The organism is Clavibacter tessellarius, assembly GCF_001618005.1.
In the GTDB taxonomy this organism is placed as follows: domain Bacteria; phylum Actinomycetota; class Actinomycetes; order Actinomycetales; family Microbacteriaceae; genus Clavibacter; species Clavibacter tessellarius_A.
This window is the reverse complement of the sequence record NZ_LQXA01000004.1, coordinates 1-18,063: the sequence shown is the minus strand read 5'-3', so window position 1 is coordinate 18,063 and position 18,063 is coordinate 1. Positions and strand designations below refer to the sequence as shown.

Sequence of the window (18,063 nt, the reverse complement as noted above, 5' to 3'; positions counted from 1 at the left end):
GGTGCGGGCGTCCGCCCCGGGTCGGGTGGACCCGGGCGGCGCGCGTGCGGGGCGGCGGATCAGCCGGTGTCGGCCGCGCGGATCCAGACCCGCATGGCCCCCGGCGCCCGGTTGCCCCAGAGGGCGTAGGGCACGAGGACCGCGTCGACGGGATCGGGTGACGCGGCGGGGGCGGGGGTGCCGGGGACGACCTCGGGGTAGAGCTCGTCCGGGGCGGGGGCGGAACGTCGGAGGCGCACGGCGAGCGCGACGCCGGGTGCGGGTGCGGCGGGGTCGGCGGCTGCCGGGTCGGCGACCGGACCCCACGGCTCGGCGATCGGGAGCGGCACGATCCGTGCCGTCGCGAGGTCGCGCGGGTCGAGGAGCAGGTCGTCGACGGACGCGCCCGCGTCCTGCTGCTCGACGGCGTAGACGACGGGTCCGCGGGCGACCGCGAGGCTGCCGCGCGTCGCGTCGAGGTGCGGGTGGGATCCGAGGGCGCGCACGGGCATGTCGAGCTCGACCACGAGGGCGTCGCCGGCGGCCCAGGGGCGGGTGACGCGGATCCACCCGTCGCCCGCCCTCGCGTCGACCGCCGCGGTCGTGCCGTCGGCCGCCTGCACGGAGGCGGTCGCGGTGCGGCACCAGCCGGGCCGGCGGATCACGAGCCCGGTCGCGGCACCGGATGCGCGCAGCACCTCGATGCGCACGGCGCCGTCCCACGGGTAGTCGGTGGAGACGCGCACGTCGAGCGCGTCCGTGCGGATGACGCAGGCGGCGGGATGCGCGATCACGAGGTCGTCGCCGTCCTGCACCGCCACGTGGTCCTGCAGCTCGCTCATCCAGCGCACGATGTTCGGCGGGCAGCACGGGCAGGTGAACCACGGGCGGCGCATCAGCTCGCCCTCGGTCTCGGCGCCCGACTGCGCGTGGTGGTCGGGGCGCCGCTGCAGCGGGTTGTCGTAGAAGAAGCCGGTGCCGTCGGCGGAGAGGCCGACCGCGTAGGCGTTCAGCAGCACGGTCTCGTGCGTGTCGAGGAAGCGGGGCTCGCCGGTCGCGAGGAAGAGGCGCCAGGCCCACTGCATGACGGCGATCGCGGCGCACGTCTCGCTGTAGGAGCGCTCGCTCGGCAGCTCGTACGCGTCGCCGATGGCCTCGTCCGAGTGGCGGCTGCCGAGGCCGCCGGTCACGTAGAGGCGGGTGCGCACGGCGTCGTCGAAGAGGCGGACGGAGGCGGCGAGCAGCTCCGCGTCGCCCGTCTCCACGGCCACGTCGGTGGCGCCCGCGGCGAGGTACGCCATCCGGACGGCGTGGCCCGTGACGGCGGGCATCTCGCGGAACGGGTGCGCGTCCTGGAAGTACTCGGCCGGGAAGATGCGGATGGCGACGGTGCCGTGCCCGCGCCGGTCGACGAAGGCGGATGCGAGGTCGAGGTACGCGCGCTCCCCCGTCTCGCGATGGAGCTCGACGAGCGCCATCTCGACCTCGGGGTGCCCGCACACCTCGACGCGGCCGTCCGGCCCGAACTCGCGGACGGCGGCGTCCGCGAACCGGCGGGCGACGGCCAGGAGACGGCCGTCGCCGCCCTGCCGGGAGTCGGCGACGGCCGCCTGGATCAGGTGCCCGAGGTTGTAGAGCTCGTGGCCCCAGGCGAGGTCGGTCCAGGGCTCACGGTCGGATCCCGGTCGCTGCACGTACGAGCCGATGTACCCGTCAGCGGCCTGCACGCGCTCGAGCACGTCGGTCGCCTCCGCGAGGAAGGCGCGCGACGCCGCGTCCGCGGTGCCGCGGCCCACCTCGTAGGCGATGCCCTCGAGGGTCTTGTAGACGTCCGTGTCGAGGAACGGGTAGCGCGGGACCGGGCGCTCCCCCGGGCCGTCGACCGCGGCGCGGAGGTCGTCGAGGTTGCCGGCGGCGGTCATGGAGGCGATGGCGTGCGGGATGGTGCGCGCGCGGTTGCGCTCCTGCCACGCGGCGAGGAGCCCGGCCTCGAGGGTGACGGCGGCGGAGCCGAGCGGGCGGCGGCGGCCCGTCCTCGGGTCCACCGCGGGACGCCCGGCGGCCTCGCCTGCCGCACGCGCATGAGCTCCTGTCACAGCCATCCCGCTCCCTCGCTCGGCCTCGGGCGGCCGGTGGTAGGTGACATATTACAAATACGCCATGCGTTGTTGGCAATGGTGATGAAGCGTCTGCGGCCTCCTGTTACACGCTGTTTACACGAGAGGCGTCCGGCGCCGTCTCCCTCTTGCACGGTCCGCTAGCGGCAACGACGACTCCCCACAACCCGCGCCGACGGCCGTGGGCGGACCAGTACGATCGTGGGCAACGGCGACAGCTCTTCGGGTGAGCTGTCCCGCCAGCGCCGGACCGGTCTTCGGGTAAAAGTCGGTCGTGTGCGCGGCTCGGTCCCGCAGCCCTCGAGGCTCGGGACCGGGTCCCTCTCCCGGTCAGACGGTCGGCGCGGCCTCCGCCCGGACGACCGTGAGGAGCCCCTCGCCGTACGTGTCGAGCTTCTTCTGGCCCACGCCCGTGATGCCGGCGAGCTGCCCGAGGTCCTGCGGGCGCACGGTCGCGACCTCGCGCAGGGTGACGTCGGCGAACACGACGTACGCGGGCACGCCCTGCTCCTTCGCCTGCTCCGACCGCCAGGCGCGGAGGGCCTCGAACAGGCCCTGCGCCTCCTCGGGCAGGTCGAGGACCTGGCCGCCCTTGGCCCGCGTGGTGCGGGTGCCGCGGCCGCGCACGATGCGCTCCGGCTCCTGCCGCATGGGCACCTTCCGGGCGCCCGTGAGCACGTCGCCGCTGCCCGCCGTGATCACGAGGGTGCCGTAGCCGTCGTCGCTCACGCCGAGGAGGCCCTGCGCGAGCAGCTGCCGGACGACCCCGCGCCACTGCACGTCGGTGAGCTCGCCGCCGATGCCGAACGTGGTGAGCTGGTCGTGCCCCTGCTGCCGCACGCGGTCGGTCTCGTTGCCGAGCAGGATGTCGATGAGGTGCGCGGCCCCGAAGCGCTGGTTCCGCTCCCGCTGCAGCCGCACGATCGTGGACAGCAGCTTCTGCGACGGCACCGTGGCGTCCCACGTCTCGACGGGCTCGAGGCACGTGTCGCAGTTGCCGCAGGGCCCCGTCTCCTCGCCGAAGTAGCGGAGGAGCTGCACGCGCCGGCAGCCGACGGTCTCGCAGAGGGCGAGCATCGCGTCGAGGTGCTGCGACAGGCGCCGGCGGTGCTGCGCGTCGCCCTCGGACTGGTCGATCATGCGGCGCTGCTGCACCACGTCCTGCAGGCCGTAGGCGAGCCACGCGGTGGACGGGAGGCCGTCGCGGCCCGCGCGGCCGGTCTCCTGGTAGTAGCCCTCGATGGACTTGGGCAGGTCGACGTGCGCGACGAAGCGCACGTCCGGCTTGTCGATGCCCATGCCGAACGCGATGGTGGCGCACATGACGATGCCGTCCTCGCGGAGGAAGCGCGCCTGGTTGCGCTGGCGCACGGCGGCGTCGAGGCCCGCGTGGTACGGCAGCGCGGTGATGCCCTGCTTGTTCAGCGCCTCGGCCGTCTGCTCCACGGTCTTCCGCGAGAGGCAGTAGACGATGCCCGCGTCGCCCGCGTGCTCGTTCCGGATGAGGTCGATGAGCTGCTTGCGCGGCTCGGCCTTGGGCACGATGCGGTAGCGGATGTTCGGCCGGTCGAACGAGGAGACGAAGTGGCGCGCGTCCTGCAGGCCGAGCCGCGCCGTGATGTCGGCGTGCGTGGCCTCGTTGGCCGTGGCCGTGAGCGCGATGCGCGGCACGTCCGGCCAGCGCTCCTGGAGCATGGACAGCGCCAGGTAGTCCTTGCGGAAGTCGTGACCCCACTGGGAGACGCAGTGCGCCTCGTCGATGGCGAAGAGGGCGATGGGCGCCTCGTCGAGCAGGCGCCCCATCCGGTCGAGGATGAGGCGCTCGGGCGCGAGGTAGAGGAGGTCGAGGTCGCCGTCGAGGAGCGCGCGCTCCACCTCGCGGCTGGTCTCGAGGTCTTGCGTGGAGTTGAGGAACGCGGCCTTCACGCCGACCGCCCGGAGCGCGTCGACCTGGTCCTGCATGAGCGCGATGAGGGGCGAGATGACGACGCCGGTGCCCGCGCGCACGAGGCTCGGGATCTGGTAGCAGAGCGACTTGCCGCCGCCCGTGGGCATGAGCACGAGGGCGTCGCCGCCGCCGATGACGTGCTCGACGATCTCCTGCTGGTCGCCGCGGAACGCGTCGTACCCGAAGACCGTGCCGAGGCGCTCGAGGGCGGGGGCCAGCGCGGGGGACGACGGCGCGGCGTCGACGGGAGCGGGAGGGGAGTTGGTCATCGGGGCAATGGTATCCGGGGCGCCCGGCGCGGACGGGGGCGATGCGGTGGCTCGGGACGACGACGGCCCCTCCCGGCTGGGGAGGGGCCGTCGGCGCGGATCAGGCGCGGATCAGATCGCGGTCGGGTCGGCGCTCGCGCCGGGCGTCGCCTGCGCGGCCTCGGCGGCGGCCTGCTCCTTGAGGGCGGCCACGTCGACGGCGCGCACCTCCTCGATGAGGGACTCGAGCGCCGGAGCGGGCAGCGCGCCGGCCTGGCTGAAGATGAGGGTCTGGTCCTTGAAGATCATGAGCGTGGGGATGGCGGAGATGTTCGCCTGCTGCGCGAGGAACTGCTGCGCCTCGGTGTCGACCTTGCCGTGCACGATGTCGGCGTGCTTCTCGCTCGACCTGTCGAAGACGGGCGCGAACTGCTTGCAGGGGCCGCACCAGTCGGCCCAGAAGTCGACGACGACGATGCCATTGGAGTCGACGATGCTCTCGAAGTTCTCCTGCGTGAGCTCGGTGGTGGCCATGGTGTGTCCTCTTCTCGTGTCGCTCGTGCGGTCAGGGGGTCCAACCGGGCGGGACCCGCGGGCATTCCACGCGGGTCCCGCCGGCCGACGGTCTACCAGACGAGGACGATCGACGGCCAGAGCGTGCGCGCGCCGCGCGCCGCGGAGTCGCCCGCGTAGGCGGCGGTGAGCAGGTGGATGCCGCGGGACAGGCGCGGCAGGGTGACGGTCGCGCGGCCCGCGTCGGCCGCGGTCAGGTCGACGGAGGCGATGGCGCGGCCCCCGTCGAGGATCTGCACGAGGCCGGTCGGCGCGGTCGCCGCCGACGCGAGCTTGACCGCGTACCTCACCGGCTGCCCGCCGCGCACGAGCAGGCGGTCGGCGTACCCGACGAGGTGCGCGGCGTCGCGCACGGTGTCGAGCCCGACCTTCACGGGGTCGTGGTCGCTCGAGCGGAAGGCGCTGGATCCGTCGGTGGCGGCGCCGCCGTACTCGCGCGCGGCCCACTCGGGCGCGTTGACGTCCCAGACGCCGACGCCCGTGACGCGGTCGGCGCCGGCGCGCGTCGCGAGGACGTGGTCGAGGGATCCGACCTCGCCGTCGAACGAGTACGTGCGCTCCCCCGGGGCCTTGGCGGGCACCAGGTCGACGAAGCCCGCGTCGCGGAGGACCTGGATCGGGTCCTCCTCCGAGTACGCGTTGAAGTCGCCGAGGAGGTAGACGAGGTCGGATCCGCTCGACGCCTGCAGCTCGCCCGCGAACCGCGCCACGGCCTTCGCCTGCGCGACGCGGTCGGCGTTGAAGAAGCCCTGGCCGTCGGCCGGCTGCGTGCCCGAGCCCGACTTCGACTTGAGGTGGTTCGCGACGACCGTGAAGGTCTGGTCGCCGCCGCGGAACGACTGCGCGATCGGCTCGCGGGCGTTGCCCCAGACCGTCTCGTCGATCTGCGTGGCCGCGGCGCCGACCGGCGTGACGGCGTCCGTGCGGTAGATGATCGCGTTCTGGATCTCGTCGGTGGGCGTCGACTGCAGCGCGCCCGGGGTGCGCACGTAGTCCCACACCGGCTTCCCCGCCGCGTCGTTCAGGCCGCGCACGAGGTCGGCCGTCGCGGTGTCGGCCGGCTCGCCGAAGCGGGTCGAGTTCTCGATCTCCATGAGGGTCACGACCTGCGCGTCGAGCCCCGTGATGGCCGTGACGATCTTGGCCCGCTGCCGCTGGAACTCCGCGGCCGTCTTCGCGCCGCGCTCGCCGAGCGTCGTGAAGTAGTTGAGGACGTTGAAGCCGGCGATGTGCACGTCGCCGCCCACCTCGGGCGAGGACGCGGGCCGCGGGTTCGCGCTCGTGAAGGTGGGCACGCGGCCGGCCGCGTCGAGCGAGGTGAGGGGCGTCGTGGGCTGGAGGCGCCAGTCGTCGAAGCCGTAGGCCAGCACGTAGGGCGTGGTCGGGAAGACCGGCGCGTCGCCGTTGCGGACGACCCGATCGGCCGAGTAGTAGGGCTGCGTCGCGCCCGCGGGGTAGGCCGCGTTCGTGAGCTGGATGTTGTAGCCGTCGTCCAGCAGGAGGCGGCGCGCGCGGTTGTCGGCGGCGATCCGGTCGGCCTCGGCGCCCGGCCGCACCACGTCGGTGGCCTTGACGGGGAGGTCGGCGCCGGCGCTCAGCCAGAGGGTGCCGTAGGTGTCGAGCTGATGCGCGGATCCGACCCGGTAGTCGCCCGTCGGGGTCACGAGCATGCTCTCGAGCGACTCGCGGTCGGCGCCGCGGAGCGTGTCGGGCAGCGCGGTCGGGGCCGGGACGCCGACCGCGGCCTCGACGAGGCCGGTCGCGGTCGCGGCGATCTGGGTCTGTCCCTGGCGCTCGGACGCGGTGCCCGTGACGCGCACGAGGTCGCCGATCGCGACGGCCGGGTCGGCGCTCGCGAGGTAGACGAATACGCCGTCGGAGGCGCCGGGCGTCGCGTCCGTCGGCCCGCCGGAGCCGCGGGTCTGGATCACGATCCCCGCGTAGCCGCTCGCGCCGCGGTAGTCGGCCGTGACGACGCCCTCGACGGTGACGGCCTTGCCCGCGAACGGGGTCGCGCTGCCGGTGCCCTGCACGTCGGCGATGGAGACGGTCGCGGCCTGGGCGGGACCGGCGACGAGCGCGGAGAGGCCGAGCGCCAGCGCGGTCGCGACGGCGAGCGGGCGGGCGATGCGGCGGGCTTGCCCCGATCGGCGCTCCGGGGATCCGGATGCGGGTGCGGTCTCGGTGCAGGTCATGGCGTCGTCCCCCTCGGCGTCGCGGTTCCCCCACATGGGGGATCCTCCTGCGAGCGTAGGCGGGCCGCGGGCCGGGCGGGAGGCCGCGGCCGGATCGTCACCGGGTCGTCATGCGCCCGTCATGCAGGGCGCCCGGCCGCCGGCCGCGGGGCATGCGCGCGGCGCGGATCGGACGACGACGGAGGCACCGGACCACGTACTATCGTCAGGACAAACATCCGCGCTCGACGGCCCGAGGAGCAGTGCGACGCCGCATGGTCCAGACCCGCACCACCCCCGCCGCGTCCGCGGCCCGCACGACCCGACCCCTGGGATCCGCCGCGTGAGGGCCACCGTCGCGGGCGCGCCCGTGAGTTTCGGCGTGTTCGAGCTGACGCCCGAGGGCGCCGAGGTCGTGACGCCCGACGACATGGTGGAGGCGCTCGCGGAGACCGGGTACGCGGGCATCGACCTCGGCCCCGTCGGGTACCTCGGCCGCGGGCGGGAGCTCCGGGACCGGCTCGCGGGAGCGGGCCTCGAGCTCGCGGGCGGCTGGATCCAGCTGCCCCTCTCCGACGATGACGCGTTCGCGGCCTCCCTCCCCGATCTGCACGCGTCGCTCCGCGTCTTCCAGGAGGCGTCCGAGGCGGGGCCCGCGCGCCTGCCGCTCCCGACGCTCGCCGACGGCGGATCCGCGGCGCGCGCCGCCGCTCCCGGCCGCGGCCACGAGGCCGACCCGCTCGACGACGCCGCCTGGTCGCGGCTCGTGCGCAACACCGCGCGCGCCGCGGACATCACGCGCGCCGCGGGCTTCGAGCCGACCTTCCACCACCACGCCGGCACGTTCGTCGAGTCGCCCGCGGAGGTCGACCGGTTCCTCGACGCCGTGGACGTGGGCCTCACGCTCGACACCGGGCACCTCGTCATCGCGGGCGGCGACCCGGTCGCGGCCGTCGCGCGGTGGGGGTCGCGGATCACGCACCTGCACCTCAAGGACGTCGACGGCGCCGAGCTCCGGCGCGTGCTCGCGGCCGGCGGCGGCATGCGGGAGGTGTGGTCCTCCGGCGCGTTCGCGGCGTTCGGCCGCGGCGACGTCGACCTCGCGAGCGTCATGACCGCGATCGAGGCCCAGGGCTACGACGGCTGGATCGTCGTGGAGCAGGACGTGCTCAACGCCCCCGACGCCGACATCCGCGCCTTCCGCGCCGAGCGCACGGAGGACCAGCGCGTGAACCGCGAGGCCCTCCGCGCCTGGGCCTGAGCCGCCCGATCCGACCCGCACGCGCCCCCGCGCGCACGACCCCTGAGAGACACGAGGACGCCGCCATGACCACGACCCCCCTGCGCTTCGGCCTGATCGGCACCGGCCGCATCGGCCAGGTCCACGCCGCGAACATCGCCGCGGATCCGGACGCCGAGCTCGCGTGGATCTGCGACCCCTTCGTGGACGGCGCGCACGCCCTCTCCGCACGGCTCGGCGGACGGGTGACGGCGGACGCGACGGAGATGATGGCGTCCGGCGGCATAGACGCCGTGCTCATCGCGTCCCCCACGCCCACGCACGTCGACCTCATCGCGGCGGCGATCGACCACGGCCTGCCCGTGCTCTGCGAGAAGCCCATCGACCTCGACATCGCCCGGGTGGACGCGCTCCTCCCCCGCGTGCGCTCCGCCGGCGTGCCCGTCGCGCTCGGCTTCAACCGGCGGTTCGACCCGGCCTTCGCGGAGGCGCGCGCCCGCGTGGCGGCCGGAGAGGTCGGCGAGCTGGAGCAGCTGTCGATCGTGAGCCGCGACCCGTCCGCGCCGCCCGCCGCGTACGTCGGCGTCTCCGGCGGGATCTTCCGCGACATGACCATCCACGACCTCGACATGGCGCGCTTCTTCCTGCCGGACATCGTGGAGGTGCAGGCCACCGGATCCACGACCTTCGACCCCGGCGCGCGCGAGCACGGCGACTTCGACACGGCCGTCGTGACGCTCCGGGCGTCCACCGGCGCGCTCGTCGTCATCACGAACTCGCGGCACAGCGCGGTCGGGTACGACCAGCGGATCGAGGCGTTCGGCTCGCGCGGATCCCTCCAGGTGGCGAACGCGCTCACGAGCCTCGTCAGCGTCTCGACCGCCACGAGCGTCGAGGGCAAGCCGCCCTACCAGGACTTCTTCCTCGAGCGCTACGCCGCCGCGTACGTCGCCGAGCTGCGCGCCTTCATCCGCCTGGCCCGCGGCGAGGAGTCCGACAGCCCGACGTTCGAGGACGGCCGCGCGGCCCTCGTGCTCGCGGACGCCGCGCAGCGCTCGGCCGTCGAGCGGGTGGCGGTGCCCGTCTCGCTCTGACGCCGGACGCCCCGCGGGACGCCCCGCCGGATGACGCCCTCCGCCCCCGACGGCGGACGGGCGGCGTCGTCGCGCGCCGACACGGCCCGGCGAGAGGGCAGACTGGCATGTCGGGCCGGCCCAGTCGGCCCGCCGACGACGTCATGGACCCCGCGCGGGCGTCCGCTCGACAAGGAGCCTTCGATGAAGAACCGATTCCTCGCCCCCCTCGGCCTCGCGGTCGCCGCGGGCCTCCTCCTCACCTCGTGCGCGGGCACCGGCCAGGATCCCGCACCCGCCGCGGGCGGCGGCAGCGGCGGCGGCGGGGACCTCACCTTCGCGGTGGTCACGCACTCGGGTCCCGGCGACGCCTTCTGGGACCGCGTCAAGGCGGGCGCGGAGAAGGCCGGCGCGGGCGACGGCGCGAAGGTCACCTACAGCGCCGACCCGGATCCCGCCAAGCAGTCCCAGCTCATCGACAACGCGGTCGCGCAGCGGGTGGACGGCATCGTCGTCTCGATGGCGAACCCCGACGGCCTGAGGGACAGCGTCGAGAAGGCCGTCGCCGCGGGCATCCCCGTGGTCACGATCAACTCCGGGATCGAGCGCTCGGCCGAGTTCGGCGCCCTCGTGCACGTCGGCCAGAGCGAGACGGTCGCGGGCGAGGCGGTCGGGAAGCGGCTCGGCGACGCCGGGCTCGGGAACGTGCTGTGCGTGATCCAGGAGGCCGGCAACGTGGGCCTCGAGGAGCGCTGCGCGTCCGCGGCGAGCGCCTTCCCCGGGCGGATGGCGAACCTCCAGGTCGACGGCACGAACGACGCCGACGTGAAGGCGACCATCAAGTCGAAGCTGCAGGCGGATCCGTCCATCGACGGCGTCCTCACGCTCGGCGGCCAGTACGCGATGGACGCGGTCGGCGCCGTGGACGAGTCCGGCAGCGGAGCGCGGATCGGCACCTTCGACCTCTCGGAGGACGTCGTCGCCGCGGTCGAGTCCGGCTCGATCCTCTTCGCGGTCGACCAGCAGCCCTACGTGCAGGGGTTCATGGGCATCACGGCGCTCGACCTCCACGCCACCACCGGCACCGTCTTAGGCGGCGGCCAGCCCGTGTACTCGGGGCCCGCGTTCGTGACGAAGGACGACGCGGCCGAGGTCGCCGAGTTCGCGAAGGACGGCACCCGCTGACCGGCCCGGCCGGGCCCGCCCGGCCCGGCACCCCCGATCCCCCATCCCCGCACCGCACCCCTCACCCAAGGAGCACGCGTTGACCCCGACGGACACCGCGCCGACCGCCCCGAGGCCGCGCCTCGCGGACGGGCCCATCCGGAAGATCCTCGCCCGGCCCGAGATCGGCGCCCTCGCCGCCGCCCTCGCCGTGCTCGTGTTCTTCTCCCTCTCCACGCCGCAGTTCCTCACCCTCGGCGGGGCGGGCGTGTGGCTCGAGTCGGCGTCGACCTTCGGGATCATGGCGGTCGCCGTCGCGATGCTCATGATCGGCGGCGAGTTCGACCTCTCGGCCGGCGTGATGACGGGGTTCTCGGCGCTCGTCGTCGGCATCCTCACCTCCCACTACGGCCTCAGCATCTGGGTGGCGGTCGTCGTCTCGCTCGCGGCGGCCCTCGCGATCGGCGCGCTCAACGGGTTCCTCGTGATGAAGACGGGGCTGCCGAGCTTCATCGTCACGCTCGGCACGTTCTTCGCGCTCGCGGGCGTCGACCTCGCGGTGACGAAGGCCATCACCGGCCAGGTCGCGATCCAGGGCATGACCAAGGTGCCGTCCTACGACCAGATCCAGCCGATCTTCGGCTCGTCGCTCCAGATCGGCGGCGGCAACTTCTACGTCTCGGTGCTGTGGTGGCTCCTGGTCGCGGCCGTCGCCACGTGGATCCTGCTGCGCACCCGCGCCGGCAACTGGATCTTCGCGGTCGGCGGCGCGAAGGAGTCCGCCCGCCAGGTGGGCGTGCCCGTCGTGAAGACCAAGGTCGGCCTCTTCATGGGCACCGCGGGCGCCGCCTGGCTCGTCGGCATGATCTCGCTGTTCCGCACCTCCACGGTGCAGGCGAACACGGGCGTCGGGCAGGAGTTCATCTACATCATCTGCGCGGTCGTCGGCGGCTGCCTGCTGACGGGCGGGTTCGGCTCGGCGATCGGCGCGGCGCTCGGCGCGCTCATCTACGGCATGGTCTTCCAGGGCATCACCTTCGCCCAGTGGGACACGAACTGGCTGCGCACGATCCTCGGCGGGATGCTGCTCGCCGCGGTGCTCCTGAACGACCTGGTGCGCCGCCGCGCGGGAGGCGGACGGTGACGGCCATCCTCGAGGTGCGCGACCTCGGCAAGTCGTACGGCGCCGTCACCGCGCTCACGGGCGTCTCGACCGTCGTCGACGCGGGCCGGGTCACGTGCGTGCTGGGCGACAACGGCGCCGGCAAGTCGACCTTCATCAAGGTGCTCGCGGGCGTGCACGCGCCGAGCGCGGGCACGATGCTGCTCGACGGCGAGCCCGTGGTCCTCGCGTCCCCGCGGCAGGCGCTGCAAGCCGGCATCGCGACCGTCCACCAGGACCTCGCGGTCGTGCCGCTCATGCCCGTGTGGCGGAACTTCTTCCTCGGCTCCGAGATCACCACGGGGCGGGGGCCGTTCCGCCGGCTCGACGTGGCGGCCATGAAGGCGATCACCCGCGAGCAGCTCGCGCGGATGGGCATCGACCTCCGCGACGTCGACCAGCCCATCGGCACGCTGTCCGGCGGCGAGCGCCAGTGCGTCGCCATCGCCCGGGCCGTGCACTTCGGCGCCCGCGTGCTGATCCTCGACGAGCCGACCGCGGCCCTCGGCGTCACGCAGTCGGGCATCGTGCTCCGCCACATCGCCCGCTCGCGCGACCAGGGGCTCGGTGTGGTCTTCATCACGCACAACCCGCACCACGCGTTCCCGGTGGGCGACCGGTTCCTGCTGCTCAACCGCGGATCCAGCCTGGGCACGTTCGAGAAGGACGAGATCACGATCGGGGAGCTCACGACCCTCATGGCCGGAGGGGCGGAGCTCGACTCCCTGGCGCACGAGCTGGCGCGCGACGGCGACCCGGACGGGGGTCGGACCCCGGCGGGCGCGTGAGCCGCCCCATGCCAGGATGAGACGTTGACCTGACACCGAGGGAGCGATCCGGATGACGCAACCGGAGCAGATCCTGCCCCCCGACCTGTTCCTGGCTCTCGACCGCTCGGGACCCGTGCCCCTCTACTACCAGGTGGCCAACCTGCTGGAGACGGCGATCCACGACGGCACGCTCCCCGCGGGTGCGCGGCTCGAGAACGAGATCGCGCTCGGGGCCCGGCTCGGCCTCTCGCGGCCGACCATCCGCCGGGCCATCCAGGACCTCGTCGACAAGGGCCTGCTCGTCCGCCGCCGCGGCATCGGCACGCAGGTCGTGCACGGCCGCGTCACCCGCAACGTCGAGCTGACGAGCCTCCACGAGGACCTCGAGCGGCAGGGCCAGAAGCCGGCCACGCAGCTGCTGTCCTCCTCGCGCGGCGAGGCCGACGAGCGCATCGCGGAGTCGCTCGGCGTCGAGGTCGGCAGCCCCGTGCTGCACCTCACGCGGCTCCGCACGGCCGACGGCGTGCCGCTCGCGATCCTCGACAACGTGCTCCCGGAGCCCTTCGTCGACCTGGATCCCGAGGAGCTCACCACCCGCGGGCTGTACCAGCTGCTGCGCGGCCGCGGCGTGATCATGCGGGTCGCCAAGCAGCGCATCGGCGCCCGCGCGGCCACCGCGTCCGAGGGCCGCCTGCTCGACCTGCCCCGGGGCGGCGCCGTGCTCACCATGTCGCGCACGGCGTTCGACAGCTCGGGCCGCGCCGTGGAGCACGGGCAGCACTGCTACCGGCCGGACCTCTACTCGTTCGAGATCACGCTCGTCGACCGCTAGGCCCGTCGGCCGGTCGCCCCGGCGGCAGGGGTCGGGGTCGGATCCGGTAGCAGAATCGGCTTCCGCGAGTCAAGGGTCAGGCCCGGGCGAGCAGGACGACGCGACCTGCCGCTACCGTCGGCACCAGGATCGTGGACCCGCACGAACCCGAATCGGAGGACGCGACCGAGACCGCCCGCGAGGGCCGACGGTCGCGCGATCCCGCCCGCAGCGGACCCGGACGACGCTGCGGGCCGAGCCCGGGACGACCCCACCACAGCGTCGTCCCGGGCTCACCTCCGCCGGCCCGGCGAATGCCGACGCCTGGTCGGGAAGTGAAGAAGTCGGCCGCGCGCGCGGCGAGATGCGGGCCCGCCTGATTAGGCTCGATCCACGCCATCGAGCCGCTCCCCGCGAGCTCGTCGCGCGCCGCGTCCGAGGGCATCCCGCCGGAGGACCCGGCCGCGGACGGCGCGCACGCGGGACGGGCCCGCTGCTCCACACCCGAGAGAGAGCCGCGCATGGGCCACCTCGTCTACGACTCCGGCACCCGCACCGAGATGGACGACCGGGCGCTCGCCCACCTGCAGATCGTGATCCTCAACAAGCTCCGGCGGAAGGAGGCGTTCGCGTTCTCCTGGAAGAACCCCGCCTCCGAGGGCGACGGACGCCGCACGATCTGGATCGCCCCCGAGATCCCGCTCGAGTTCGTCTACCTCGGCGGACGCGCGCCCTCCATCAACATGGCGTGGGTCGAGGCGATGATGCTCGCCGCCAACACGTCCGCCGGCCTCCACCTCGTCCGCGAGCCCGCGGCCGCCCCGGACAGCTCGACCACCCCCTGACGCACCGCGTCCCGCAGACCCGCACCCCGATCGGAAGGGCCGCCATGGCCATCACCAACCTGCCCTACGACGACGACCGGATCCTGGAGGCCGTCGCCGAGGCGCACGTGCTCAGCCGCGAGACCCGCGACGTGCGCGTCGACTTCACCGGCACGGGCGTGTCCGAGGAGGACACGGCCACCGTGACGGCGACGCTCACGTGGACCGTCACGGCGGCGGAGGCGGTGCGGATCCTCGACGTGGCGCGCGTGCAGGCGGGGGACGAGGCGGGCGCGGCCGACGGCCCGAGCGCGATCCTCGCCGCCTGCGACGAGACGTCCTGACGCCTCCGCCCCTCCCCACCGCCGCGTTCCCGGCCTAACGTGGAAGGGGTGAGCGATCCCGACGACGTCTTCAGCGCGCTGGCCGACAGCCTCGCCGAGTCCGACATCCTCGACGCGCTGGCGGACCTCGTGACCGCCAGCACGCGGCACACCTCGGCGGCGGAGGGCGGCATCGTGCTCGCGGACGCGTCCGGGCGGCTGCACGTCGTCGCCTCGACGAGCGAGCGCGCGGCGGACGTGGAGGAGGCGCAGCTCGGCACCGACGAGGGCCCGTGCCTCGACTGCGTGCGCGACGGCGAGGCCATCGAGGTGGCGGACCTCGACGACCGGCTCGAGGACTGGCCGCGCTTCTCCCGCATCGCCGAGGCGCGCGGGTTCCGGGCCGTGCACGCGACGCCGATGCGGCTGCGCGGCCGCACCCTCGGATCGCTCTGCCTCTTCTCGACCGAGCCCGGCGCGCTCAGCGACCGGGAGGCGGCGCTCGTGCAGACGCTCGCCGACCTCGCGACCCTCAGCGTGCTCCAGCACCACGCGCTCGACCGCAGCCAGCTCCTCAGCGACCAGCTGCAGCACGCGCTCGACAGCCGCGTGGTCATCGAGCAGGCGAAGGGCGCGGTGGCGCAGCGGATGGGGATCTCGGTCGACGAGGCGTTCGCGGTGCTGCGCCGCGAGGCCCGGCAGACCTCCCGGCGGCTGCGCGAGGTGGCGGCCGAGGCGCTGCGGACGAGCACGACGGACGGCTGATCCGACCCGCCACCTCGGATCCAATATCCTATAGGATCTCCTCGGAACGTTCGCGTGCTCGACGAGGAGGACTGCACGGATGACCCGACTGTGGAACGACCCCGCGGACTTCGCGGACGACATGACGGACGGCTTCGTCCGCGCCAACGGCCGCTGGGTGCGCCGCGTGCACGGCGGCGTCTCGCGCTCGACCCGCTCGCCCGAGGCCGAGGTGGCCGTCGTCATCGGCGGCGGATCCGGCCACTACCCCGCGTTCGGCGGACTCGTGGGACCTGGCCTCGCGCACGGCGCCGCGATGGGCAACCTGTTCGCCTCGCCCTCGTCGCACCAGGTGGAGTCGGTGATCCGCTCCAGCGAGCAGGGCCGCGGCGCGCTCCTCCTCTACGGCAACTACGCGGGCGACGTGCTGCACTTCGACGACGCGCAGGAGACCGTCCGCGCCGACGGGATCGACTGCCGCACCGTCGTGGTCACCGACGACATCTTCAGCGCCTCCCCCGACGAGCAGGCCAAGCGCCGCGGCATCGCCGGCGACCTCACCGTGTTCAAGGCCGCCGGGGCGGCGGCCGCCGCGGGCTACGACCTCGACGACGCGGAGCGCGTCGCCCGCCTCGCCAACGCACGCACCCGCTCGATGGGCGTCGCCTTCACGGGCTGCACGTTGCCGGGCGCCGACGAGCCGCTGTTCTCGGTGCCGGAGGGGCGCATGGCGATCGGGCTCGGGATCCACGGTGAGCCCGGCATCGACGAGACCGACATCCCGTCCGCCGCCGGCCTGGCCGAGCTGTTCGTGGAGCACCTGCTCGCGGACGCGGAGGTCCCGGACGGCGTGGAGGTGCGCGGCGCCCGCGTCGTGCCCGTGCTCAACGGCCTCGGCTCGGTGAAGACCGAGGAGCTGTTCGTCGTCTACACCCGCGTCGCGGACCTGCTGGAGGAGGCGGGCGTGGTGCTCGTGGATCCGCAGGTCGGCGAGTTCTGCACCAGCTTCGACATGGCCGGCGCCTCCCTCACCCTGTTCTGGCTCGACGAGGAGCTCGAGCGGCTGTGGACCGCCCCCGCAGACACCCCGGCGTTCCGCAGCGGCGCGTTCGACGGATCCGCGCTCGAGACCGTGGACGCGCGCGAGGCCGACGAGGCGGAGGACGCGATCCCGGAGGCGTCCGAGGCCTCGCGGCGGGCGGCGGGCCGGATCGCGGGGGCCCTCGACGCCGTGCGCGCCACCGTGGAGGAGCACGCCGACGAGCTCGGCCGGCTCGACGCGGTCGCGGGCGACGGCGACCACGGGATCGGCATGCTCCGCGGATCCCGCGCGGCCTCCGCCCGGGCGACCGCGGCCGTCGAGGCGGGCGCCGGCGCGCGCACCGTCCTCCGGATCGCGGGCGAGGCCTGGTCGGACAAGGGCGGCGGCACGTCCGGCGCGCTCTGGGGGCTGATCCTCCGGGCGGTCGGCGATGCGCTGGCCGACGACGGCGACGCCCCCGCGACCGCGGAGGCGGTGAGCGCCGGGATCGGCGCCGCACGCGACGCGGTCATGGGCCACGGCAAGGCGGCGGTCGGCGACAAGACCATGGTCGACGCGCTCGTGCCGTTCGCCGAGGTGCTCGCCGGCCGGCTCGGATCCGGTGCCGGGCTCGACGACGCCTGGGCCGCCGCGAGCACGGCGGCCCGGGAGGCGGCGGACGCGACGGCGGCCCTGAAGCCCGGCATCGGCCGCGCGCGGTCGCACGGCGATCGCTCGGTCGGGACCCCCGACCCCGGAGCGGTGTCGCTCGCGCTGATCGCCGCCGCGGTCGGCCGGAGCCTCGGCGAGGGCTGACCCGGGACCCGGCAGCCGCCGGCCCCCGCACGACGGGCACGACCAGCACGACACGCACCAGCAGGACCATCAGGAGGAGGAGCGCATGAGCAGGACATGGCGGATCGTCGTCGGCGCGGACGACGCGGGCTACGAGCACAAGGAGGCCATCAAGGCGGATCTCGAGGCGAGCGACCTCGTGGTGTCGGTCGTCGACGTGGGCGTCGACGCGGACGGCCACACCAACTACCCGACGGTCGCGACCACGGCCGCGGAGATGGTCGCGCGCGGCGAGGCCGACCGGGCCGTGCTCATCTGCGGCACGGGCCTCGGCATGGCCATCGCGGCGAACAAGGTGGCCGGCGTCCGCGCCGCCACCGCCCACGACGGCTTCTCGGTGGAGCGGAGCGTGCTCTCCAACGACGCGCAGGTGCTCTGCATGGGCCAGCGCGTCGTGGGGCTCGAGCTCGCGCGCCGGAACGTGCGCGAGTGGCTGACGTACGAGTTCGATGCGACGAGCGCGTCGAACGACAAGGTCGACGAGATCCGCGCGTACGAGGCGAAGTAGGGCCGTGCCCGCGCATCCGGCCCGGCGGCCGACGTTCGTCGGGGTGAGCCTGAAGATGCACCTCGGGCACGCGGAGACGGTCGCGTGGTGCCGGGCCGTCGCGGACGTCGCGCGGACGCACCCGGCGACCGCGGGCGGCGAGGCGGAGCTCGTGGTGCTGCCCTCGCACCTGTCGGTCCCGGCCGCGGTCGGGATCCTCGACGGTCTCGCCGCGGTGGGAGCGCAGGACCTCGCCGCCGAGGACTCCGGGGCCTTCACGGGCGAGGTGTCGGGCGGGCAGGTCGCCGAGGCGGGCTGCCGCTTCGTCGAGGTGGGGCACGCCGAGCGGCGGCGCCTGTTCGGCGAGACGGACGAGGTCGTGCGGCGGAAGGCCGATGCGGCGCTCCGGAACGGGCTCGTGCCGATCCTCTGCGTCGGCGAGGAGGAGCGCGGGGATGCGGATCGCGCGGCCTCCGCGTGCGTCCGGCAGCTCGACGACGCGCTCGCCCTGCCCCGGGAGCGCGGGCACGGCGGGCACGGGCACGGCGGG

General features: G+C 74.3%; 16 protein-coding genes. 12 read left to right on the top strand and 4 right to left on the bottom strand.

From position 1 onward, the window contains the following. Positions 1–59 precede the first annotated feature (59 nt). From AWH51_RS00715 to AWH51_RS00700, 4 genes are all read right to left on the bottom strand, one after another. Positions 60–2,024 (bottom strand): glycoside hydrolase family 127 protein, encoded by a 1,965-nt coding sequence (locus AWH51_RS00715; RefSeq protein WP_254654416.1) that lies wholly within the window; start codon positions 2,022–2,024, stop codon positions 60–62. Positions 2,025–2,426: 402 nt separating this feature from the next. Then, entirely contained in the window at positions 2,427–4,313 is a 1,887-nt protein-coding gene (recQ, locus tag AWH51_RS00710) for a DNA helicase RecQ (protein WP_063070226.1), read from the bottom strand. A 111-nt stretch (positions 4,314–4,424) separates the two neighbouring features. After that, on the bottom strand, positions 4,425–4,826 hold the full coding sequence (trxA, locus tag AWH51_RS00705; RefSeq protein WP_063070225.1) for a thioredoxin: 402 nt from the start codon (positions 4,824–4,826) through the stop codon (positions 4,425–4,427). Positions 4,827–4,918: 92 nt separating this feature from the next. Continuing rightward, a complete protein-coding gene (locus tag AWH51_RS00700; RefSeq protein ID WP_254654415.1) occupies positions 4,919–7,096 on the bottom strand; it encodes an ExeM/NucH family extracellular endonuclease in 2,178 nt (725 codons plus the stop codon). Between the two features lie 286 nt (positions 7,097–7,382). On the opposite strand from AWH51_RS00700, the gene AWH51_RS00695 reads away from it, so the two are divergent. The 12 genes from AWH51_RS00695 to AWH51_RS00640 all read left to right on the top strand — a co-directional run. Then, entirely contained in the window at positions 7,383–8,300 is a 918-nt protein-coding gene (locus tag AWH51_RS00695; RefSeq protein WP_063070224.1) for a sugar phosphate isomerase/epimerase family protein, read from the top strand. Positions 8,301–8,365: 65 nt separating this feature from the next. Then, positions 8,366–9,373, top strand: coding sequence for an inositol 2-dehydrogenase (iolG, locus tag AWH51_RS00690; RefSeq protein WP_063070223.1), 1,008 nt, complete (start codon positions 8,366–8,368; stop codon positions 9,371–9,373). A 183-nt stretch (positions 9,374–9,556) separates the two neighbouring features. Then, a complete protein-coding gene (locus AWH51_RS00685; protein WP_063070222.1) occupies positions 9,557–10,537 on the top strand; it encodes a sugar ABC transporter substrate-binding protein in 981 nt (326 codons plus the stop codon). Positions 10,538–10,616: 79 nt separating this feature from the next. Next, on the top strand, positions 10,617–11,660 hold the full coding sequence (locus tag AWH51_RS00680; RefSeq protein WP_063070221.1) for an ABC transporter permease: 1,044 nt from the start codon (positions 10,617–10,619) through the stop codon (positions 11,658–11,660). After that, positions 11,657–12,466 carry an ATP-binding cassette domain-containing protein gene (locus AWH51_RS00675; RefSeq protein ID WP_063070220.1) on the top strand — a complete coding sequence of 270 codons (810 nt, stop codon included), beginning with the start codon at positions 11,657–11,659 and terminating at the stop codon, positions 12,464–12,466. Before AWH51_RS00680 ends, AWH51_RS00675 begins: the two co-directional genes overlap by 4 nt. Positions 12,467–12,518: 52 nt before the next feature. Next, positions 12,519–13,280: a GntR family transcriptional regulator gene (locus AWH51_RS00670; protein WP_063070219.1), complete on the top strand. Its 762-nt coding sequence runs from the start codon at positions 12,519–12,521 to the stop codon at positions 13,278–13,280. A 500-nt stretch (positions 13,281–13,780) separates the two neighbouring features. Then, positions 13,781–14,104, top strand: a complete 324-nt coding sequence (locus AWH51_RS00665) for a hypothetical protein (RefSeq protein WP_063070218.1) — start codon at positions 13,781–13,783, stop codon at positions 14,102–14,104. A gap of 44 nt (positions 14,105–14,148) precedes the next feature. Next, the gene (locus AWH51_RS00660; protein ID WP_254654414.1) at positions 14,149–14,427 is read left to right on the top strand and encodes a hypothetical protein; all 279 of its coding nucleotides are present in this window, start codon (positions 14,149–14,151) and stop codon (positions 14,425–14,427) included. Between the two features lie 48 nt (positions 14,428–14,475). Continuing rightward, positions 14,476–15,171 carry a GAF and ANTAR domain-containing protein gene (locus AWH51_RS00655; protein WP_063070217.1) on the top strand — a complete coding sequence of 232 codons (696 nt, stop codon included), beginning with the start codon at positions 14,476–14,478 and terminating at the stop codon, positions 15,169–15,171. Between the two features lie 79 nt (positions 15,172–15,250). Then, positions 15,251–16,987, top strand: coding sequence for a dihydroxyacetone kinase family protein (locus tag AWH51_RS00650; RefSeq protein ID WP_063070216.1), 1,737 nt, complete (start codon positions 15,251–15,253; stop codon positions 16,985–16,987). An 85-nt stretch (positions 16,988–17,072) separates the two neighbouring features. Then, positions 17,073–17,534 (top strand): ribose-5-phosphate isomerase, encoded by a 462-nt coding sequence (locus AWH51_RS00645; RefSeq protein ID WP_063070215.1) that lies wholly within the window; start codon positions 17,073–17,075, stop codon positions 17,532–17,534. 43 nt (positions 17,535–17,577) lie between these two features. Next, the coding region (locus tag AWH51_RS00640; RefSeq protein ID WP_254654413.1) for a triose-phosphate isomerase family protein at positions 17,578–18,063 on the top strand (486 nt) is incomplete at its 3' end.